Genomic DNA, 21068 nt, shown 5'->3' with positions numbered 1-21068 from the left:
ATCGGCGCGTAGGCGGCATCCGTGCCTGCGCGGTCGGCCATCACTCGATGGGGTGGCCGGCGATCTCTCCTGTGCGCTCGTACTCTGCGAGCTGGGCGATGCGCCTGGCGTGACGCTCCTCCCGCGAGAACGGCGTGGCGATGAAGTGGTCGATGAAGCTGACCGCCTCCTCGACCGTGTGCTGCCTCGCACCGATGGCGATCACATTGGCGTCGTTGTGCTGGCGTGCGAGTTCGGCCGTCGAGATGTTCCAGACCAGCGCGGCGCGCGCACCGAGCACCTTGTTTGCCGCGATCTGCTCGCCGTTGCCTGAACCGCCGAAGACGATGCCGAGTGCCTCGACTCCGGAGTTCTGGTCCGCGACCACCGCGCGAGCGGCACTGATGCAGAACGACGGGTAGTCGTCGAGCGGCTCATAGCTCTGCGGCCCGTGGTCCACGACCTCGTGCCCGGCATCCCTCAGGTGTTTCTGCAGGTCCTGGCTGAACTCGAGGCCGGCGTGGTCCGTGGCGATGTGGATGCGCATCCCCTCATTCTAGAAGTTGCGCACCAGCCCGAATCACGGAACCCAGTAGCCCGTCTTCCCGAGCAGCTGCACCTCACGGTTTGCTCCAGCGGGCACCTCGACCTCCGGGCCGAACACCCCCATCGAACGCCACATGTCGAGATTCGGCGCGAGCATCTCCCACAGTGCGTCGACGAGTTCGGGCGACAGCGAGAACTCGATGCCCAGGAGCTTCGCGATCGACCACGCCTGGAACGCACGGTAGATCGACATGTGCTCGAGCGCCTCCCCCATCGTGAAGTCGCCGTAGCTGAGGTGCGCCGTCGCGCTCGGATCGTCGCTTGCGACCACCGCTGCCGTTGCCAGGTCGTTCAGGCGGTCATAGGCGGCGATGGGGTCGCTTCCCAGCAGATCGCCGGAGTAGCGATCGTCGACCTCGGCAGCGGTGCGGCCCGCGAGGACGTCGGGAACCCAGGCCTCGTCGAAGGCGTGGGCCGCGAGGATATCGCGCAGCGTGGGATTCTCGACGCGAGACCACTCCGCGGGAACCGCGAGCGCGAGCTGCTCCGGGCGAATCCGATCGATCACGGATCGCAGTGCAGCATCGGACTGGAGGAACAGTTCTTTCTGATTCATCCGGGAAAAGTAGCACCGTCTGCTGACAACGACAACGGCGGGCTGAGCCGCCGGGTCATGAGTCGAATCCGAGCCCCACGGCATCCAGCGTCCTGAGCAGGAGGTTTCTCCTGCCCTCGTTGTGATCTGCGCGGTTGAGCGCCCACCGGGATGCCTGCACCCCCGCGTAGGCCGCAGGCTCCGGCGGGAAGGGCACGGGCATCGATTTCACCATCTGGAGGTTCGTGCGCTCGGTGTCGAGCCCGGCCAGATGGTCGAGCATGACGTTCGCGGCGAACCTGCTCGCCCCGACGCCGAGGCCGGTGAAGCCCGCCGCGTGCGCAACCCTCCCCTGGCGTGCCCTGCCGAAGAAGGCGCAGAAGCGGCTCGAGGTGTCGATCACTCCCGCCCAGCGATGGGTGAACTTCACCCCTTCGATCTGTGGAAAGGTCGTGAAGAAGTGTCTCGCGAGCTTCTCGAAGCTGTCTGGGCGATCCTCATACTCCGCGCGGATGCGCCCGCCATAGTGGTAGATCGCGTCATAGCCGCCCCACAGAATGCGGTTGTCGGCGCTCAGCCGGTAGTAGTGGAACTGGTTTCCGGTGTCGGCGATCCCCTGCCGCCTGTCCCAGCCGATGCTTGCCAGCTGCGCATCGCTGAGCGGCTCGGTCATGAGCACGTAGTCGTAGACAGGCACGGTGTGCAGGCGGAAGCGCTTGAGGAGCGAGGGAAAGACGTTGGTCGCGAGTGCGACGCGGTCCGCTGCGACGAATCCGTCTTTCGTCATGACGCTCACCGGCCCACTGCGAAGCTCGCTGTCGAGCCCCGTGACGAGCGTGTTCTCGAAGATCTCGACCCCGGCATCCGTGCAGGCTCTGGCGAGCTCCATCGCGAGCTTCGCCGGATGCACCATCGCGGTCTCCCGCATGCTCCACAGGCCACCGAGGTAGGTGGGCGAATTCACCTCGGCGCGCATCGCCTCCCCGTCGAAGAAGATCTCGGTCGTGCCGTTATGAGCGGCCCGCAGGTCCTCGAGCTGGTACTTCTCGAGGGCGACCGCGAGTGCACCGGTGCGCTCGAAGTCGCAGTCGAGGGAGAGCTCGCGCACAGTGGTCTCGATCTCGTCGAGGTTCTCGACCCCGAGGCGCGTGAGCTGCTCGAGCTCCCGCGGAAACCGGTTCTCGCCGTTGAGCTCGCCATGGGTGAGCGACGCCTCGCAGAATCCGCCGTTGCGTCCGGAGGCCGCCCATGCGATCGACTTCGCCTCCAGGATGACGACCCGGGCATCCGGGTCACGCTGCTTCGCCTGCAGCGCAGTCCACAATCCCGTGTATCCGCCGCCCACGACGACGAGGTCCGCGCTCCTGGTACCCGAGTACCGCGGGAACGCCACGCGCCGTGGCAGGTCATCGAGCCAGAACGGTTTCAGCCGTGACCCATCCAGTGCGGCCGCGACGATTCGTTGGTCCGGGCGAGAACGCTCAAAAACGGTAGTGGCCATGCCCTAAGACTATCGAAACCGTAGCAAAAAGGCCCACGATCCGACTGAATCCGTTGTCAAACTGCTATTCAAAGATCGGATCCCGAGTGCGCGAACGTTTGAGTTCGAAGAATCCGTCGTAGCCGGCGAGACCGACGACGTTGTCCCACAGCGCGGCGGCCTGCTCCCCGCTCGGTGCGGGCGAGATGACCGGGCCGAAGAAAGCGCTGTCTCCGACCGCGATCACCGGCGTGCCGACATCCTGACCCACGCGGCCGATGCCGTCGAAGTGTGACGCTCGCATCTGCGGGTCGTACTCGTCCGAGTCGGCGTAACGCGCGAGGTCGGCGGAGAGCCCGGCCTCGGCGAGCGACTCCGCGATGATCGCGTCGACGTCCTTGCGGTGCCCGGGGTGGATGCGCGTGCCCAGTGCGTCGTAGAGCGGCTTGACCGCCTGCTGCCCCTGCAACTCGCGAACGGCAGCGACGAGCCGCGTGTAGCGCAGCGCCCGGGGGAAGAAGGCCCGGTGCTCCTCGTCCACGTCGTTGTTCTCGTTGAGCACGGCGAGGCTCATGATGTGCCACGTGACGTCGATGGGTCGGTATTTTGCGACCTCGTCCACCCAGCGACTCGCCATCCATGCCCAGGGGCAGGAGGGGTCGAACCAGAAATCCACGGTTTGCGGTGCAGCGCTGCTCTCACTCATGTCGTGTGTCAACCTACTCCGCCCTCCCGCTATTCCTGTGTGAAACCCGTGTCGGCCGTTTAGCCTCTGGCTTCCGCGCACAACTCGGAGGAGACTGGAAGGAGAGATTCCCCGGAGGTCGAAATGCCGAAAAGCGAGTCGCCTGTCATCATGCCCGTTCTGTCGGCGGGCAGGCATAGAAGTCCGCGTCGAGGCGCCTGCTTCATGGAGTTCGCGTCCTGGCTTGCGGGCGAGCGCTGGAGTGATCACCCCGCGTGCACCCACCCCGCCTTGGCGTCGCTCGCCAGGCTCGTCAACGACTGCAGCACGAGAGACGGTCGCGCTGGCCTGGTCGAACTCATCCCCTCGGTCATCGGACTCGTCGATGACGAGCCACTCGCCGGAGTGCTCGTCGCGGTGCGCGCCGCCCGCACGGCCATTCCGATCGCGAACGATGACCGGCAGCGCGCACTCGCCGTGGGGCTCCTCTGCTTCGAGCGCCACCTCAGCACACTGGATGGGCCGGTCGCTGACAGGGCACGGGCGCTCATCCGGGATGGGCTCGCTTCAGCGCCAGCCGCTAAGCGCTGGGCCGAAGAGTTCTCGCTCGGCCAGCCGCTGCCACGGGAGAAGGACGTGGATCGCGTCTGCGTCGCCGCGCTGCGCGTCTCGGTCATCGGCATCGCGGAGGCGTGCGTCGAGAATCCGGATGCCGTGCTTCACGGGCTCCTCGCGGATGCCATCGATGACTTCGGTGCGCGTCAGCGGCCCGTCGGAACGGTCGCTGCTCGCGAGTTCGCAACCGGGCAACTTTCGTCCGTGAGCTGAATCCACAGGCGAACGGCGGTGCTCAGCGAATCCAGCTGAGGCTCTGGCCGTGGCCGCCGGCAAACGCGACCGGGAGGCCGTCCTGCGCGAGAACGAAGAGCGCGGGGTCGGGCGGCGCAGCCTTCAGCCGCTCCTGGACGCCTGGCACCACGGATAGCCCCTCGTTCGAGATCCAATGGCCGCCCAGGCCCGCAACCAACTCCACGAAGGAGTTGCGATCATCCGCCGTGAAGTAGGCGAGCACCGCGCTGTGGAAGACGACGAGCGTGGCATTTCTCGGGGCTTCGGCGGCGAGAGACGAAAGCGTATCGAGCGCGTTCGCCCGCTCGATCCTGGGCGGCTCGCGCCGCACGATGTCGATCGCGTTGTGGAGTCGTTCCCTGCGCTCGTCGTGCTCCGGCCAGACCAGTGCGTCGAGCCAGGCGACGTCCGTCTCCGATGAGACGTCGAGCGGATTGAGGTCGACGCCGACCCGCCAGGCGATCTGCGGCACGCGCTCAGGCACCGGGACCGGCCCATCGAGGCGGGGCGCCAGCGTGACGGTGCTCGGGCCGTCCTGCGGGTGCAGCATCGCGTCGCCATACCGGTAGCTGTACCGGTCGGGATACAGGCACAACCCCGCGGATGCGCCGACTTCGATCAGGGCGAGCGGCTGCGGTAGCGCAGCCAGCAGGGGAAGCAGTACGGCACAGCGGGCGGCCTCGTTCGTCTGCGTTGCTCGGGTCATGGCGATCTGTCGCACCTGCTGCCAGTGCTCTATGAGCCATTCACGGAAGCCCTCATAGTTGGTCTCCGGCACCCCGGCGGCCCGCGCCGCAGAGAAGACGAGGTTCACTTGGCGTCTCGCCCGGGGCAGTTCGTCGATGAGAGCGATGACTTTCGGGTCATCGGCCACGCCGCCCGCCCAGGCCTCATACAACGGCGACAGGCCACGCGCCTCCACCAGGGCGAAGTCGCGATAGCGCGTCGCGGTGTCCGCCGTGGGATCGGTGACCGGTTCCATGAATCGATTCTGAATGGTCCATGGATCCTGCGCTACTAGTCTTGATTCGGGACACAATCCGCGTCAGACAAGGAGGAGCGTAAAGCGTGCCAGGAGAGAACCTCACCAGGGTCGAAGCACAGGAGCGCAAGGCGCTCGTCTCGGTCAGCAGTTACGACGTCAGCCTCGACCTCACGACGGGTGACGAGACCTTCCTCAGCACGACGGTCGTGACCTTCTCGGCCGCCTCCGGCGCATCCACCTTCATCGACGCGTTCACCCGCACGGTTCGCTCAGTGAACCTCAACGGCGTCGAGCTCGACGCTGCTGCCGTGAGCGACGGCGTGCGCGTCCAGCTGGACGGCCTCGCGGACGACAACGTGCTCACGGTCGTCGCGGATGTCGCGTACACGAACACGGGCGAGGGCCTGCACCGCTTCGTCGACCCGGTCGACGGTGAGGTCTATCTCTACTCGCAGTTCGAGGTGCCGGACTCCCGCCGCGTGTTCGCGGTGTTCGAACAGCCGGACCTCAAGGCGCGATTTACCTTCACGGTCACCGCACCCAGCCGCTGGGCTGTCGTGAGCAACTCTCCCACGCCCGAGCCCGTCGTGCACGGGGACTCCTCAACCTGGCACTTCGCGCCGACTCCGGTGATCTCCTCCTACGTGACCGCGATCGTCGCGGGGCCGTACCAGTCCGTGCACAGCGAGCTGACCAGCCGCGACGGCCGCACCATCCCTCTCGGAATCTACGTGCGGGCATCCCTTGCCGAATATCTCGACGCCGACTACATCTTCGAGAAGACCCGCCAGGGCTTCGCGTACTACGAAGAGAAGTTCGATCACCCCTACCCGTTCGAGAAATACGACCAGTTGTTCGTCCCGGAGTTCAACGCCGGGGCGATGGAGAATGCGGGGGCGATCACCTTCACCGAGACCTACGTGTTCCGTTCGAAGGTGACCGACGCCATCAGGGAGCGTCGCGTCGTCACGATCCTGCACGAGCTCGCACACATGTGGTTCGGTGACCTCGTCACGATGAAATGGTGGAACGACCTCTGGCTGAACGAATCGTTTGCAGAGTGGGCGTCCACGATCGCGACGGCAGAGGCGACCGAGTGGACCGAGGCGTGGACCACCTTCCAGGCGATGGAGAAGAGCTGGGCCTACCGCCAGGACCAGCTGCCGTCCACGCACCCCGTGGTCGCCACCATCAACGACCTCCAGGACGTGCAGGTCAACTTCGACGGCATCACCTACGCCAAGGGCGGCTCGGTCATCAAGCAGCTCGTGGCCTGGGTCGGGCGCGAAGCATTCTTCTCCGGGGTCGCCGCGTACCTGAAGAAGCACGCCTGGGGCAACGCCGAGCTGAGCGACCTGCTGGTCGAGCTCGAGGCCACGAGCGGCCGCGACCTCACCCAGTGGGCCAAGCTCTGGCTCGAGACCGCGGGAGTGAACACCCTGCGACCGCAGATCGAGACGGATGCCGCGGGCACCATCACCGCGTTCTCCGTGCTGCAGTCCGCGCCTGAGGACCAGCCCACGATTCGCCCGCACCGCCTCGCGATCGGCTTCTACGACCTCGTCGACGGCTCTCTCGTGCGGGTGCACAGGGTCGAGACCGACATCGACGGCGCCGCAACGGCCATTCCCGAGCTCGTCGGGCTCGCCAGGCCCGCGCTCGTGCTGGTCAACGACGAGGACCTCGCCTACGCGAAGATCCGGCTCGACCCGGAGTCGCTCGTCGTGGCGATCGAGAACCTCTCCGCGATCAAGGATCCGCTCGCCCGGGCACTGGTGTGGGGCGCCGCCTGGGATGCCACGCGCGACTCCGAGCTCAAGGCGAGCGACTACGTGCGGCTGGTTCTCGGCAACATCGTGACCGAGACCGAGAGCACGACCATTCGCACGACTCTCGCGCAGCTCGGCACGACGGTGCACTTCTACGTCGCTCCCACGCGCCGCACCGCCGCGATCGCGCAGGCCGGGGATGCTCTCTGGGCGCTCGCCCAGTCTGCTGCCCCCGGATCCGACGCCCAGTTCCAGTTCGTGAAGTATTTTGCGAACCTGGCCTCGACTCCCGACCACGTCACCGCGCTGCGAGGGCTCCGCGACGGTTCGATCGCGCTCGACGGCCTCGCGATCGACACCGACCTCGGCTGGGAGCTGCTGGAGGGCCTCGTGCTCAACGGCGCGGCCGGCCAGTCCGAGATCGACGCGGCACTCGCGAAGGACAACACGGCCAATGGGCAGCAGGCCGCCGCCCGAGCATCAGCGACCATTCCGACGGTTGCGGGCAAGCAGGCCGCCTTCGATTCGCTGGTCACGAGCGACGACCTTCCGAACTCGATCGTGCGCAACGTGACCCTCGGCTTCCAGCACACCAACGACGCGAGCGTGCTCGAGCCGTTCGTGCCGCAGTACTTCTCGATGCTGGGCGACATCTGGAACAACCGCAGCTACAAGATCGCCGAGTACATCGTGGTCGGCCTCTACCCGGCTTCGCTCGCCTCGGCGGAGCTTCGAGATGCCACCCAGGCCTGGCTCGACGCGAACCCGGAGGTGCCCGCCCTGCGCCGACTCGTCACCGAGAATCTCGCGGGCGTCATCCGCGCCCTCAAAGTGCAGGCGCGCGACGCGTAAATAGCGCGTGCGACGCCAATACACTGAACGCGCAGCGTGAACCTGCAATGACCGGAGTGGGTGAGCAATGACCTGGAACAGCTTCTGGACGGTGATCGCCGGCTTCTTCTCGACCTCGCCGTGGGGAAAGCTGTTGTCGATCGTTGTCATCATCGTCGTCACGCTGCTGCTGCGGTGGGCGCTGCACTTCGTGCTGCGCTACGTGGTCAATCGCATCGTCAACGGTGTGAAGAAGAAGCAGGGCGCTGAGGACACCCAGGCGCTCATGGTCTCGCCGCTGGCCGCCGTGCGCCTCGTGCAGCGCACAAGGACGCTGGGATCTGTACTCGGCAACATCCTCAGCATCCTGCTGTTCATCGTTGCCGTGCTGCTCATCGTCAACACGGTCGACTCGACCATCCTCGGCTCGTTCGCGCTGCTCACCGCAGCCCTTGGCGCGGGGCTGGGCTTCGGCGCGCAGAACATCGTGAAAGATGTGCTGGGCGGTCTGTTCATGGTGATCGAGGACCAGCTCGGGGTCGGCGATGTCGTGGACCTCGGCTCGGCGACGGGCGTCGTCGAGTCGGTGGGCATCCGGGTCACCCAGGTGCGTGACGTCAACGGAACCCTGTGGTTCGTGCGGAACGGCGAGATCCTGCGGGTCGGCAACATGTCGCAGGGCTGGGCGCGCGTGATCGTGGACCTCAGCATCCCCTATGAGACGGATGTCGACGCAGCACAGGAGGCGATCCTCGCCACCGCACAGGACCTCGCCCAGAACTCGAAGTGGCGCAGCCGCATCCTCGAGAAGCCGGAGCTCTGGGGGCTCGAGTCGATCTCGGCGGACGCCCTCGTCATCCGACTCGCGATCAAGACGCGATCGACCGCGAGGGATGACGTGGCGAGGGAGCTGCGCACGCGCCTCAAGAAGAGCCTCGACGCCCTGGGCGTGCACCTGCCCGCCCTCGACACTCCCATGCTCACGGGCTACGAGGGTGCGGGCTCCGTGACCGGATCACGGCCACCGAAGACGAGACCGCTGCCGGTCACCCCGGCCGCACCGCGCGCCCCCCGCGCACCACGCAAGCGCGAGGACTCATGAGCGACGCATTCCAGCCCAGCACCAGGGAACCCGGCGAGACGAGCACCTTCTACCAGCGGGTCGGAGGCAGGGCCACCTTCGAGCGGATCGTGCGGCTGTTCTACGCCGGCGTCGCCGCAGACGAGGTGTTGCTGCCGATGTATCCGGAGCAGCCGGATCTCGAGGGCGCGATCCAGCGTCTCACCGGCTTCCTCGAACAGTACTGGGGCGGCCCGGAGACCTATAGCCAGAAGCGCGGGCACCCGAGGTTGCGCCTGCGGCACCAGGCATACAAGGTCAACCCGGATGCCCGCGATCGCTGGCTAGGACACATGCGAGTTGCCCTCGACCAGATGGAACTCTCGCCGCTCGACGACGAGACGCTGTGGAACTACCTCGAGCGCTCGGCACACCTCTTGGTTAACACCTTCGAGGAATAGCACCCGACCGGTCTCGATACATCGCGGCGCGAGCACTCGACCCGCGATCGATCACCCTACGCCGAGGCCGATGCCGTACTCGGAGTCATCCTGAACCGCAGGTTGCGTCTCTGCCGTCGGCGTGTCGCCGCTGTCTCCCGAGGACGCCGGCTGGTTTGTACAACCAGTCATGAGCATCCCCAGGGTTGCCGCTACGGCCAAGCCGGCCATCATGCGTTTATTGAGCTGCCTTCCATGCTGTGACTCGGCGACGCCGCTCAACTGCGGCCTGGCTCGTCGCGAAGAGCGTCCCGACACTACCCCGATAGTTCCCGGAGTGTCGCGCACTTTTGTGCGAAATTCGACGTTTAGAACGTCATATCCGTGTCACGTCCTCCTTTTCTTTGGAGGACAACCGCCGATTCCGTCGTTTCGGACGGATATGCGGACAAAACGGTCCGAACCAGCGGCACTCCCGGCCGGTACGCGAGGTGGACATAACTCGGTGCATCGAGGACGACCAGGTGCGCCTTCTTGCCGACGGCCAGCACGCCGATGTCCGAGCGCTCGAGGGCCGCCGCTCCCCCGGCGGTCGCCGCCCAGACCGCCTCGGCCGGGCTCATCCGCATGTTCCGCACCGCGACGGCGATGCAGAAGGCCATGGACGTCGTGTAGCTGGAGCCGGGGTTGCAGTCGGTGGCGATGGCCACGGTGACGCCCGCGTCGAGCAGCCTGCGGGCATCCAGGTAGCGCTGGCGGGTGGAGAACTCCGCCCCGGGAAGCGCGGTGACGACCGTGGTGCCTGCGGCCAGGGCGTCGATGTCTGTCTCGCTCAGGAAGGTGCAGTGGTCGACGCTCGCCGCGCCGAGCTCGACCGCGAGCTGCACGCCACCGGAGACGGCGAGCTGCCCAGAGTGCATGCGGGTACCGAGCCCTTTCGCCCGCCCGGCCAGGAGGATGCTCCTGGCCTGGTCGACGCCGAACGCTCCGCCCTCGCAGAACACGTCGATCCACTTCGCGTACTGAGCGCAGGCGTCGAGCATTGCGCCCGTCACGAGGTCGACGTATCCCGCCGGGTCGCTCGCGTACTCGCGAGGCACGACGTGAGCACCGAGGTAGGTCGTCTCCTCCGTGAGCTGTCTCGCGATTCTCAGCAGGCGTGACTCGTCGGCCGTTGTCAGGCCATAGCCGCTCTTGATCTCCACCGTCGTCGTGCCCTGTGCACGCATCTCGGCGACCAGCCGGGACGCGCCTTGCAGCAGGGTCTCGTCGCTCGCCGCCCGCGTCGCCGCGACGGTGCTGTTGATGCCGCCCGCAGCATAGGACTGCCCGGACATGCGGCGTTCGAACTCTTCTGCCCGGTCTCCGGCGAAGACCACGTGGCTGTGGCTGTCGACGAAGCCGGGAATGACGCAGCGGCCACCGGCGTCGATGCGGTCGTCGGCATCCGGGGCCCTGGTGCTGTCTCCGAGCCAGGCGATGCGGCCGCCCTCGATCACGATCGCTGCGTCTCGGCGCTCCGCGGTGAGGTCGCCCATCGCCGGGTTGTTGGTGACCAGGAGGCCGATGTTGTCGACCAGAGTTGTCTTCGCTGTGCCGCTCACTGGCGCATCCTCACGGCCGCGGCGAGCTCGAGCACGCAGAGCGCGACGAGTCTCACCGTTCTGCCATCGGGAGTGTCTGTCGATGCGTCGACCTCGGTCAGGTCCACCGACTCGACGAGGGGATGCGCCCCCGCGACCCTCGCCGCCGCGCGCAGCTCGTAGGCGGAGATGCCTCCGGGCAGGGCGGCGGGGCAGGCCGGGGCGACGGAGCGGTCGCACACGTCGACGTCGAGATCGACATGGATCGGGCCGCCCGCGGACCCCGCGATCTCCAGGGCCTCGGCCATGACATCCGCCATGGGCCTGCGGGCCACTTCGTCGCGGTGGATCACCGTGAGTCCCAGGTCGGCCGCGCGCGCCGCGTATTCCGCGGAGTTCGCGAAGTCCGCGATGCCCACCTGCACGACACGGGTGCCGCCCAGCCCCGCCTCCACGAGCCTGCGCACGGGAGAACCGTTGCTGATGCCGTCGCGCAGGTCGTGATGCGCGTCGACGGTGACGAGGCCGGCCGTGCCGATTCGGTCTCCCCAGACGCCGAGAGCCGCCGGAACAGTCGCCGCGTTGTCACCTCCGAGCACGACGAGCAGGCTCGCCGCCCGCGCTGCTGCCGCGACGGACTCGATGGCTCGTGCCTCGCCCTCGGCGCCGTCCGGCTCCTCGCAGTCGCCCCAGTCCTCCGCCACGAGGGCGCGAGCATCCACCCGCCGGGTTGCCGAGCGATCGACCGGCCAGTACTCGCTGTAGTAGTTGAGCGCGGCACGCACCGCCGCGGGTGTGCTCCCCGCGCCGCCGGGCGTGATGGACGTGCGCCACGTGGGGACGCCGAGCAGGGCCAGATCGACGACGGGCCCGCCGGAGGGCGATGGCCAGCTTCCCGCGCGCGGCCACAGTGGATCGTGCGACAGCGTCATTGCTCCCCTTCGCGCATCGGAATCCGTACGTGCAGGCGCTCAGCGACCTCGATGGCTTCGTCGTATCCGGCGTCTGCGTGTCGAATGACACCCATCGCCGGATCGTTGCCGAGAACCCTAGCCAATTTCTCAGCCGCAATGGCGGTGCCATCTGCAACGGTCACTTGGCCGGCGTGAATCGAGCGGCCGATGCCTACCCCTCCCCCGTGATGAATTGAGACCCAGGTCGCGCCGGAGGCCGTGTTCACGAGCGCGTTAAGCAGCGGCCAGTCCGCGATCGCGTCCGATCCATCCTTCATCGCCTCGGTCTCCCGGTACGGGGAGGCAACGGAACCGGAGTCGAGATGGTCGCGGCCGATCACGATCGGTGCCTTCAGCTCGCCCGAGGCGACCATCTCGTTGAACTTGAGGCCCGCGCGATCCCGCTCGCCGTAGCCGAGCCAGCAGATGCGAGCGGGCAGGCCCTGGAAGTGCACTCGCTCGCGCGCCATGTGGATCCACTTGGCGAGCGACTGGTTCTCGGGAAACAGTTCGAGGATCGCCCGGTCGGTCGCGTAGATGTCTTCGGGGTCGCCGCTGAGGGCAGCCCAGCGGAACGGCCCCTTTCCCTCGGAGAACAGCGGCCGGATGTACGCCGGCACGAACCCGGGAAACTCGAAGGCCCGCTCGAAGCCCGCCGTCTTGGCCTCCGTGCGGATGTTGTTGCCGTAGTCGAAGACCTCGGCCCCGGCGTTTTGGAAGCCCACCATCGCCTCCACCTGCACCGCCATCGACGAGCGGGACCGGTCTGCGAAGCCGGTCGGATCCGCCTCGCGCGTCGAGTGCCAGTCGTCGAAGGCGATGCCGAGCGGGAGGTAGGCGAGCGGGTCGTGCGCGCTGGTCTGGTCTGTGACGATGTCGATCTCTGCGCCGCTCGCGAGCATCCGCGGGAACACGTCTGCCGCGTTGCCGAGCAGGCCGATGGAGAGCGCCTCCCTGCGGTCGCGGGCGGCGTAGGCGAGCTCTAGCGCGTGCTCGAGGGAGGTGGCCTCCACGTCGAGGTACCGGTGCTCGATGCGCCGGTCGATGCGGCTCTGGTCGACGTCGACGCAGATCGCGACGCCGTCGTTCATCGTGACGGCGAGTGGCTGCGCGCCGCCCATGCCGCCGAGGCCGCCGGTGAGGGTGATCGTGCCGGCGAGCGTTCCGCCACTGTGCTCGTCAGACCCGCCCTTGCGGGCGGCGAGCTTGTTCGCGACGGCGGAGAAGGTCTCATAGGTGCCCTGCAGGATGCCCTGGGTGCCGATGTAGATCCAGGATCCCGCCGTCATCTGCCCGTACATGGTGAGACCGAGCTGGTCGAGCCTGCGGAACTCGTCCCAGTTGGCCCAGTCGCCCACGAGGTTCGCGTTGGCGATGAGTACGCGCGGTGCCCACTCGTGGGTGCGCATCACGCCGACCGGCTTGCCGGACTGCACCAGCAGGGTCTCGTCGCTCTTCAGTGTGGCCAGCGAGCGCGTGATCGCGTCGAAGCTCTCCCAGTTGCGGGCCGCCTTTCCCGTGCCGCCGTAGACGACGAGCTCGTCGGGGTGCTCGGCGACCTCGGGGTCGAGATTGTTCTGCAGCATCCTGAGCGCGGCCTCCTGCGGCCAGCCGAGGGTGTTGAGGGTGCTGCCACGAAAGGCTCGCACGGGCCGGGGCCCGCTGGTGGTGCTCATAGAAACTCTCCTCCGTGCTTCGAGACGACGGATGCTGCCGCCGCCAGTAACGATCCGTCGACGACCAGGCGGTGTGCGGCCGCGATCTCGGGCGCCAGGTAGCGGTCTGCTCCCGGGCCGTCGACGTCCCGGCGCAGCCGTGCCTTCACCGCAGCGGACACCGGCCCGGGCGTCAGCGGTGCCCGGAGGTCCATGGCGCGGGCGGAGGTGAGCAGCTCGATGGCGATCACCCTGCTGAGCCCGTCGATCGAGCGGCGCAGCTTGCGCGCCGCACTCCAGCCCATCGACACGTGGTCTTCCTGCATGGCAGAGGAGGGAATCGAATCGACGCTCGCGGGAGCAGCGAGCCGCTTGAGCTCGCTCACGATCCCCGCCTGCGTGTACTGCGCGATCATGTGGCCCGAGTCCACGCCGGGATCGTCCGCGAGGAACGCGTTCAGGCCATGGCTGCGATTCGCATCGAGGAACCGGTCGGTACGCCGCTCGCTCATGCTCGCGAGGTCCGCGGTGACGATGGCGAGGAAGTCGAGCACGTAACCGACCGGAGCGCCGTGGAAGTTCCCGTTCGACTCGACCCGGCCGTCGAGCGTGACGACAGGGTTGTCGATCGCGGACGCGAGCTCGCGGGCGGCAACGGAGGCAGCGTGATCGATCGTGTCTCGCACCGCTCCGTGCACCTGCGGAGCACAGCGCAGCGAGTATGCGTCCTGAACGCGGGTGAAGCCCTCGGGACGCGAGAGCATGGGCGAGTCCGCGAGTACCGCGCGCATGTTGGCGGCGGAGTCGCGCTGCCCCGGATGCGGCCGCAGCTCCTGCAGGTCGGCCGCGAACACGGCATCGGTGCCGGTGAGACCCTCCACGCTCATGGCCGCGGCAAGATCGGCCGTACTCACGAGCGCGCGCAGGTCTGTGATGGCGAGCACGAGCATCCCGAGCATGCCGTCCGTGCCGTTGATGAGGGCGAGTCCCTCCTTTTCGCGGAGCTCGAGCGGGGCGATGCCCACTGCCTCGAGCACCTCGGCAGCCGGGCGGAGCGTGCCTGCGGCATCCCGCACCTCTCCCTCACCCATCGCGGCCAGGGCACAGTGCGCGAGCGGGGCGAGGTCGCCAGAGCAGCCGAGGCTGCCGTACTCGTAGACGACGGGGGTGATTCCGGCGTTGAGCATGGCCGCGTAGGTCTCCGCCACGACGACGCGCACGCCCGCGCGGCCGGTCGCGAGAGTGGCGAGGCGCAGGAGCAGGAGCGCCCGGACGACCTCCCGCTCGACTTCCGGACCGGAGCCCGCCGCGTGGCTGCGCACGAGCGAGCGCTGCAGCTGGGCGCGCAGTTCGGTGGGAATCTGCTTCGCGGCGAGTGCGCCGAACCCGGTGGAGACGCCGTAGTGGGGAACGGTATCTTCTGCGAGCGCATCGATGACGGCGCGGCTGGACGCCATGACGGATCTACTCTCGCCCGCGAGCGCGACGGGCGCCTCGTGGCGTGCCACGGCGACCACCTCATCGAAGGTCAGGGGGCCGTGGCCGAGGACGACAGTATCCATGTACTCATTAGAGCCTCAGAACGATCCCTGCCACTCGGCTTTGGGCGATATGGTGTCTGGGATACGAGACAATATGGAGGGCGTGTGAGTTCTGTTCCCGCGGCACGAGACGTGCTCCGCATCATCAAATACCTCGCCGGTCACAGCGGCCCCGTGCGCGCGGCAACCATCACGCGCGATCTCGAGCTACCTCGCTCGACCACCTACCACCTGCTCAAGGTGCTGCAGGGCGAGGGTTTTCTGCTGCATTCCCCCGAGACCCAGAGCTACGTGCTCGGACCGCTGATCTCCGACATCGGCTCCTCCGTGCTCAGCGCGAACACGCTCGCGAGGCTCGCAGGCCCGCTGCTGGAGCGCCTGGTCTCGGAGACGCGGATGCCCGTGGTCGCCCACCTGGGCGTGCTCAACCACTCGGATGTCGTCTACGCCTCCAAGGTCTCGGCGAACCGTGCGCCCGCGGTGGTGACGAGTATCGGCGTGAGGCTGCCCGCACACCTGACGGCGACAGGTCGCGCGATGCTCTCGGCCCTGCCGGAGGCACAGCTCCGCGCGCTCTATCCCACCGCCGCGTCGCTCGTGACCCACGCGGGCCCGGGGCCGACCACGCTCGCGGAGCTGGACCTGATTGTCGCCGAGGTGCGCGAACGCGGCTGGGCACGGGAAGACGGCGAGATCACTCTCGACTACGCTTCCGTGGCCACCGCGGTTCTCGACCACAACGGGTACCCCGCCGCCGCGATCGGGCTCACCTTTCGGGGCGCGACGGTCGATCAGCCGCAACTGCAGCGCCTGGGACTCGCGACGGCCAGGGCCGCAGCTGCGCTGAGCCAGCGCATCCGGGGCAGGATCTGAGCGAACGACCGCGGTTCTCGTGGTCAAATAGCTCATGACCCTCGCGCCCTACCTGGCCTTCTGCGGCCTCTGCCTGCTGCTCGCGCTCACGCCGGGGCCCGACACCTTTCTCATCCTGCGATTCAGCATGCGCCGGTCCAGCACGGGCATCGCGGCGAGTATCGGCTCGGGGGTCGGCTCCATCTTCTGGGCTGTGCTCGTCGGCGTCGGGCTCGCCGCGCTCATCGAGCAGTCTGCGGAGGCCTACCGCATCGTCAAGATCCTCGGCGGCCTCTACCTCGTCTATCTCGGCATCCAGGCCTTCCGCCAGTCGCGGGCTGCGGTTTCGGGACAGGTCTCTCTCGCGCCCGCGATGCATCGTGCCCGGTTCTCGGCGTTCGGCGCTGGCCTGCTCTCCACCGCGATGAATCCCAAGGTCGGCCTGTTCTTCCTCGCCGTCGTGCCGCAGTTTCTCCCGGCACACGGCGACCGTTTTGCCATCACCATGCTCCTCGGCGCGACGGATGCCGTGATCGCGATCGTCTATCTGTCGGTGCTCACCGCGGTCGCTGCGAAGGCCAATGCCTGGCTCAACCGGCCGAAGGTCACCACGGTGTTGGAGCGCACCTCCGGCGGAATCCTCGGCGCACTCGGTCTCGGCACGGTCGCACTCGGCGTCGCCGAATAGGGGTTACCGGCTCATCCGCACGACGCGCTCCGCGTGGCGCAGCACGGGGCCGTCGACCATCTGGCCGCGAAAGCGGAAGACGCCGCGCTCGTTCCGGGCCGCCTCGAGCAGCTCGCGAGCGAAGGTCAGTTGCCCCTGCGTCGGCCGATAGGCCTCCCGGATGACCCCGACCTGGTCGGGGTGGATGCACGCGGTCGCGGCGAAGCCGATGGCGGCGGCGTCCTCGGCCTCGGCGGCGAGACCGTCGAGGTCGGCGATCTCGAGATGGATCGTGTCGATCGCGGCCTTGCCCGACGCCCCGGCCGCCACGAGGATGCTCGAGCGGGCGTGTTGGGCGATGTGACGATAACTGCCGTCGGCGAACCTCGTCGACGAGCCGCCGAGGGAGGCCACCAAGTCCTCCGCACCCCACATGAGCGCGATCACGTTCTTTGTCGTTGCCAGAGCGGGCGCGGCCAGCACCCCCCGCGCCGTCTCGCACAGGGCGATCACCCGGTAACGGTCGAGCCCGGAGAGTTGCTCCGGGTCCTCCGACTTAGCCACCATGACGGTGCGGTATGCGGTCTGCCCGAGAGCCATGAGGTCGTCGGCGAAGTAGCCGGAGTCGAAGGCGTTGACGCGCACGACGGTGGTGTCCGGGTCGAGCGGGTGCGCGACCATGGCGTCGCGGGCGGACGCCTTGCGGGAGGCGCCGACGGCATCCTCGAGGTCGAGGATCACCGCATCCGACCGTTCGGCGGCCTTCTCGTAGCGGTCTGGACGATCCGCCGGGCAGAACAGCATCGCGGGGCCGAGGTCGAAACTCATTGCTCGACCTCCGCAGTCGGAGCACACCACATGAGCGCAGAGCGCACGGCGCGCGCGACGATCACGCCGTCCTGATTGCGGGCGAGGTGCTCGAAGGTGACGATGCCCTGGCCGGGCCGTGACGTCGACAGGCGCTTGCCCAGCACGGTCGATTCCGAGTACATCGTGTCTCCATGGAACAGCGGATGCGGGAAGGTGATCTCGCTGAAGCCGAGGTTGGCGACGGTGGTGCCCTGGGTCAGCTGGCCGACCGAGGCGCCGACCATGGTCGCGAGAGTGAACATCGAGTTCATCAACCGCTGGCCGAAGGGCTGGGTCGCCGACCACGCTGCATCCAGATGCAGAGCCTGCCCGTTCATCGTGAGAGTCGAGAACAGCACGTTGTCCGCCTCTGTCACTGTGCGGCCCGGGCGATGCAGGTAGCGGACGCCGGGCTCGAGCTCCTCGAACCAGAGGCCGCGCTGCACGACCTCGCGGGGAGCATCCGCCTTCTCGTTCTCGTTCATCAGGCCGCCTTCGTGGGTACGGTGGGGTGGGTCTCGCCGAGACCGAGGGAGCGCGCGATGATCATGAGCTGCACCTCGTTGGTGCCCTCGCCGATCTCCAGGATCTTGGAGTCGCGGTAGTGGCGGCCGACGAGGCTCTCGTTCATGAATCCGTAGCCACCGAAGATCTGGGTGGCATCCCGCGCGTTCTGCATTGCGGCGTCGCTCGCGACGAGCTTCGCCATCGCGGCCTCGGTCTTGAACGGCAGTCCCGCATCACAGCGGCGGGCCGCGTCGTACCAGGCGAGTCGTGAGGTGTAGACCCGCGCGCGCATCTTCGCGATGGTGAAGGCGATGTACTGGTGGGATGCCACGGGAACTCCGAAGACGACCCTGGACTTCGCGTAGGCGATCGCCTCGCTGAGGCAGCCCTCCGCGGCCCCCGTGGCGAGAGCGGCAATCGCTACGCGGCCCTCGTCGAGCGCCTCGAGAAAGTTCGCGAACCCCCGGCCGCGCTCCCCGAGGAGGTTGGATGCGGGCACCCGCACCTCGTCGAAGGTCAGCGGATGCGTGTCCGAGGCCCGCCAGCCGACCTTGTCGTAGGCGGGTTCGACCGTGAACCCCGGGGTACCGTGCGGCACGATGATCGTCGAGATCTCCTTGGCCACGCTGCCGTCGGCCCTCGTGCGCTCTCCCGTGACCGCGGCGACCGAGACGAAGCTCGAGATCGATGTGCCCGAGTTCGTGATGAACTGCTTGCTGCCGTTGATCACCCACTCGTCGCCGTCGAGCCTCGCGGTCGTGCGGGTCGCCCCGGCATCCGACCCCGCTTCGGCCTCGGTGAGTCCGAAGCCGGCGAGCGCACGGCCTGCCACGAGGTCGGGCAGCCACCTGGACTTCTGCTCGTCCGTTCCGTGCCGATAGAGAGGAAGGACTCCAAGTCCCACCGCCGCTTCGAGCGTGATGGCGAGCGACTGGTCGACCCGGGCGATGGCCTCGATCGCGAGGCACAGGGTGAGAAAACTGCCGCCCTGCCCTCCGTGCTCCTCGGGAACGGGGAGTCCGAACAGCCCCATCTCGCCCATCTGCGCGACGATGTTCATCGGCAGGCGGTGTGCGCGGTCGGCCTCGTACGATGCCGGAGCGATGACGGTGTCTGCAAAGTCCCTGACCGCGTCTGCGAGGTCCTGTTCGTCCTCGGTGAGACCGCAGCTGAGGGTTGGGGCGAGCTTGTGGCTCATGATTCCTCCTTGGTGCTGAACTGATCGGTGCTGATGGGGTCGGTGGTGGCGGGGTCGGTGGTGATCGTCGCGAGCAACTGGTCGAGCCTGACCAGGTCGCCCGGGGCAGCCGTCGTCCGGACGATCCCTGTGACAGGGGCGGTGAGCCGGTGCTCCATCTTCATGGCCTCGACGGTGAGGATCGTGTCCCCCTGCCCGACGCGGGTGCCGTCGGTGGCCGACACGGTGACGACCGTTCCCGGCATCGGCGAACGCACCTCGGGGCGCGTCGGCTTCTCGGCCCTCTCGATGCCGTCGAGCATCTCGGCGATCTGCGTCTCGCGACTCATGATGCCGAGGGGCCAGCTGAATCCCGTCTGCCCGAGCCACAGTGTGTCGCCGTCGCGCGCGACGACCCAGGCGCTCGAAGCACCGTCGAGTTCGAGGCGCGCTGTGCCCGCATCCGCGACATCGATCCGCGCACAGTGCTGCACTCCGTCGATCGTGACGGTGTGATCGGTGGCGGTGCCGTCGGAGACGAGCACCTCCGCGCGACCGGTGCTCGAGGTCGCGAAGGTGTAGCGGCGAGCGCGCGGAATGCCGCTCATCCGCCAGCCGCTGCGGGACTGCCAGACGCCGACCGGGTGCGGCTGCGCATCCAGGTACAGCGCCGCGGCGGCCAGCAGCACGACATCCGGATGCCGGAACGCGAGGGTAGGGAGTCTGCGCTCGATGAGCGTCGTGTCGAGGTCGCCGGCGCGCACATCCGCGTCGGCGAGCAGGGCCCGCAGATACTCGAGGTTCGTGCGGACGCCGAGCACGGTGGTGTCGCCGAGCGCGCCATCCAGCCGGTTCAACGCCTCGGCCCGGTCGGTACCCCAGGCGATCACCTTGGCGAGCATCGGGTCGTAGTGCGGTGATACCGCAAGGCCGGTGACGAGAGAGCTGTCGACCCGAATTCCCTCGCCCTCCGCTTCGGCGAGCGCGATGATCGTTCCGGTGCTCGGGAGGAAGCCGCTCTCCGGGTCTTCCGCGTAGACGCGGGCCTCGATCGCGTGGCCGGTGAGAGTGACGTCGTCCTGCGCGATCGTCAGGTGCTCCCCCGCGGCGACGCGAAGCTGCCACGCGACCAGGTCGAGTCCGGTGACGAGCTCGGTGACCGGGTGCTCCACCTGCAGCCGGGTGTTCATCTCCATGAAGAAGAACTCGTCCGGGTGGTCGGCGGAGACCAGGAACTCGACCGTGCCGGCACCGACGTAGTCGACGCTGCGGGCCACAGTGCACGCCGCCTCGCCGATGCGCGCCCTCGTCTCTGCGCTGAGCAGCGGCGACGGCGCCTCCTCGATGACCTTCTGGTGGCGACGCTGCAAGGAGCACTCGCGCTCACCCAGGTGGATGACGTTTCCGTGCGTGTCTGCGAGCAGTTGCACCTCGATGTGCCGGGGCGCCGTGACCAGACGTTCGAGCAAGAGCGTGTCGTCGCCGAAAGCGGAGGAGGCGATCCTGCGGGCGGTCTCGAGCGCTTCGGTCAGCTCGGAGGCGGCGTGCACGGGCACCATGCCCTTGCCTCCCCCGCCGGCCGAAGGCTTCACCAGAATCGGAAAACCGAGCTCGATCGCCGCCGCCTCGAGTTGCTCGTTGTTGAGGCCCGGCGAGGAGACGCCCTGAATCACCGGAACACCGGCCTTTGAGACGTGCTGCTTGGCGCGGATCTTGTCGCCCATGAGGCCGAGGGCCTTCACTCCTGGCCCGATGAAGACGATGCCCGCAGCCTCGCACCTGACGGCGAAGTCCGCGTTCTCCGAGAGGAAGCCGTATCCGGGGTGGATGGCCTGCGCTCCGCTCGCGCGCGCCGCGGTGATGATCGCGTCCGCGTCGAGGTAGCTGTCGTGCGCGGGCGCCGGGCCGATGCGCACGGCCTCGTCCGCCAGCGCGACATGCCTGGCCCCGCGATCCGCGTCGCTGTAGACCGCGATGCTGCGGATGCCGAGGGCGCGCAGAGTGCGGATGATGCGGCAGGCGATCTCGCCGCGGTTGGCTATGAGGACTCTCTCGAACATCCGCG

19 protein-coding genes are annotated in these 21068 nt (G+C 67.8%); 6 read left to right on the top strand and 13 right to left on the bottom strand.

Annotation, left to right across the window (positions count from 1 at the left end; all coding sequences use genetic code 11):
- Positions 1–40: 40 nt before the first annotated feature.
- The 4 genes from ABUA28_RS04805 to ABUA28_RS04790 all read right to left on the bottom strand — a co-directional run bounded on the left by ABUA28_RS04805 (position 41) and on the right by ABUA28_RS04790 (position 3306).
- Complete coding sequence (locus ABUA28_RS04805) at positions 41–526, bottom strand: ribose-5-phosphate isomerase (protein WP_349902813.1); 486 nt, start codon at positions 524–526, stop codon at positions 41–43.
- Between the two features lie 33 nt (positions 527–559).
- Positions 560–1141: a DinB family protein gene (locus tag ABUA28_RS04800; RefSeq protein ID WP_349902812.1), complete on the bottom strand. Its 582-nt coding sequence runs from the start codon at positions 1139–1141 to the stop codon at positions 560–562.
- Between the two features lie 55 nt (positions 1142–1196).
- A complete protein-coding gene (locus tag ABUA28_RS04795; protein WP_349902811.1) occupies positions 1197–2621 on the bottom strand; it encodes an NAD(P)/FAD-dependent oxidoreductase in 1425 nt (474 codons plus the stop codon).
- A gap of 64 nt (positions 2622–2685) precedes the next feature.
- Positions 2686–3306, bottom strand: coding sequence for a mycothiol-dependent nitroreductase Rv2466c family protein (locus ABUA28_RS04790; RefSeq protein WP_349902810.1), 621 nt, complete (start codon positions 3304–3306; stop codon positions 2686–2688).
- Between the two features lie 204 nt (positions 3307–3510).
- Here ABUA28_RS04790 and ABUA28_RS04785 point away from each other — a divergent pair, with 204 nt between their 5' ends.
- Positions 3511–4113, top strand: coding sequence for a hypothetical protein (locus tag ABUA28_RS04785; protein ID WP_349902809.1), 603 nt, complete (start codon positions 3511–3513; stop codon positions 4111–4113).
- A 22-nt stretch (positions 4114–4135) separates the two neighbouring features.
- On the opposite strand, the gene ABUA28_RS04780 is transcribed toward ABUA28_RS04785, so the two are convergent.
- Positions 4136–5116, bottom strand: a complete 981-nt coding sequence (locus ABUA28_RS04780; RefSeq protein WP_349902808.1) for a DUF2332 domain-containing protein — start codon at positions 5114–5116, stop codon at positions 4136–4138.
- A gap of 86 nt (positions 5117–5202) precedes the next feature.
- On the opposite strand from ABUA28_RS04780, the gene pepN reads away from it, so the two are divergent.
- The 3 genes from pepN to ABUA28_RS04765 all read left to right on the top strand — a co-directional run bounded on the left by pepN (position 5203) and on the right by ABUA28_RS04765 (position 9240).
- On the top strand, positions 5203–7740 hold the full coding sequence (gene pepN / locus ABUA28_RS04775) for an aminopeptidase N (protein ID WP_349902807.1): 2538 nt from the start codon (positions 5203–5205) through the stop codon (positions 7738–7740).
- Positions 7741–7807: 67 nt separating this feature from the next.
- On the top strand, positions 7808–8821 hold the full coding sequence (locus ABUA28_RS04770; RefSeq protein ID WP_349902806.1) for a mechanosensitive ion channel family protein: 1014 nt from the start codon (positions 7808–7810) through the stop codon (positions 8819–8821).
- Positions 8818–9240 (top strand): globin, encoded by a 423-nt coding sequence (locus tag ABUA28_RS04765; protein ID WP_349902805.1) that lies wholly within the window; start codon positions 8818–8820, stop codon positions 9238–9240. The genes ABUA28_RS04770 and ABUA28_RS04765 overlap by 4 nt, the downstream gene beginning before the upstream one ends.
- Positions 9241–9587: 347 nt before the next feature.
- On the opposite strand, the gene hutI is transcribed toward ABUA28_RS04765, so the two are convergent.
- The 4 genes from hutI to hutH form a co-directional block, all read right to left on the bottom strand.
- Positions 9588–10757, bottom strand: coding sequence for an imidazolonepropionase (hutI, locus tag ABUA28_RS04760; protein ID WP_349903277.1), 1170 nt, complete (start codon positions 10755–10757; stop codon positions 9588–9590).
- Between the two features lie 62 nt (positions 10758–10819).
- Positions 10820–11734 carry an arginase family protein gene (locus ABUA28_RS04755; protein ID WP_349902804.1) on the bottom strand — a complete coding sequence of 305 codons (915 nt, stop codon included), beginning with the start codon at positions 11732–11734 and terminating at the stop codon, positions 10820–10822.
- Positions 11731–13431 carry a urocanate hydratase gene (gene hutU / locus ABUA28_RS04750; RefSeq protein ID WP_349902803.1) on the bottom strand — a complete coding sequence of 567 codons (1701 nt, stop codon included), beginning with the start codon at positions 13429–13431 and terminating at the stop codon, positions 11731–11733. The genes ABUA28_RS04755 and hutU overlap by 4 nt, the downstream gene beginning before the upstream one ends.
- Positions 13428–14972: a histidine ammonia-lyase gene (gene hutH, locus ABUA28_RS04745; protein WP_349902802.1), complete on the bottom strand. Its 1545-nt coding sequence runs from the start codon at positions 14970–14972 to the stop codon at positions 13428–13430. The genes hutU and hutH overlap by 4 nt, the downstream gene beginning before the upstream one ends.
- A gap of 84 nt (positions 14973–15056) precedes the next feature.
- Here hutH and ABUA28_RS04740 point away from each other — a divergent pair, with 84 nt between their 5' ends.
- The gene (locus ABUA28_RS04740) at positions 15057–15824 is read left to right on the top strand and encodes an IclR family transcriptional regulator (RefSeq protein WP_349902801.1); all 768 of its coding nucleotides are present in this window, start codon (positions 15057–15059) and stop codon (positions 15822–15824) included.
- A 34-nt stretch (positions 15825–15858) separates the two neighbouring features.
- Positions 15859–16491, top strand: a complete 633-nt coding sequence (locus tag ABUA28_RS04735) for a LysE family translocator (protein WP_349902800.1) — start codon at positions 15859–15861, stop codon at positions 16489–16491.
- A gap of 3 nt (positions 16492–16494) precedes the next feature.
- Here ABUA28_RS04735 and ABUA28_RS04730 read toward each other — a convergent pair whose 3' ends face one another.
- From ABUA28_RS04730 to ABUA28_RS04715, 4 genes are read right to left on the bottom strand one after another with little or no spacing between them, the layout of a single operon-like run.
- Complete coding sequence (locus tag ABUA28_RS04730) at positions 16495–17298, bottom strand: HpcH/HpaI aldolase/citrate lyase family protein (protein ID WP_349902799.1); 804 nt, start codon at positions 17296–17298, stop codon at positions 16495–16497.
- On the bottom strand, positions 17295–17804 hold the full coding sequence (locus tag ABUA28_RS04725; protein ID WP_349902798.1) for a MaoC family dehydratase: 510 nt from the start codon (positions 17802–17804) through the stop codon (positions 17295–17297). Before ABUA28_RS04725 ends, ABUA28_RS04730 begins: the two co-directional genes overlap by 4 nt.
- Entirely contained in the window at positions 17804–19024 is a 1221-nt protein-coding gene (locus tag ABUA28_RS04720) for an acyl-CoA dehydrogenase family protein (RefSeq protein WP_349902797.1), read from the bottom strand. The genes ABUA28_RS04725 and ABUA28_RS04720 overlap by 1 nt, the downstream gene beginning before the upstream one ends.
- Complete coding sequence (locus tag ABUA28_RS04715) at positions 19021–21063, bottom strand: acetyl/propionyl/methylcrotonyl-CoA carboxylase subunit alpha (protein WP_349902796.1); 2043 nt, start codon at positions 21061–21063, stop codon at positions 19021–19023. Before ABUA28_RS04715 ends, ABUA28_RS04720 begins: the two co-directional genes overlap by 4 nt.
- Positions 21064–21068: the final 5 nt, after the last annotated feature.

The organism is Parafrigoribacterium humi, assembly GCF_040227205.1.
In the GTDB taxonomy this organism is placed as follows: Bacteria; Actinomycetota; Actinomycetes; order Actinomycetales; family Microbacteriaceae; genus Parafrigoribacterium_A; species Parafrigoribacterium_A humi.
The sequence above is the reverse complement of the archived record's forward strand: the minus strand, read 5'-3'. Positions and strand labels throughout refer to the sequence as shown.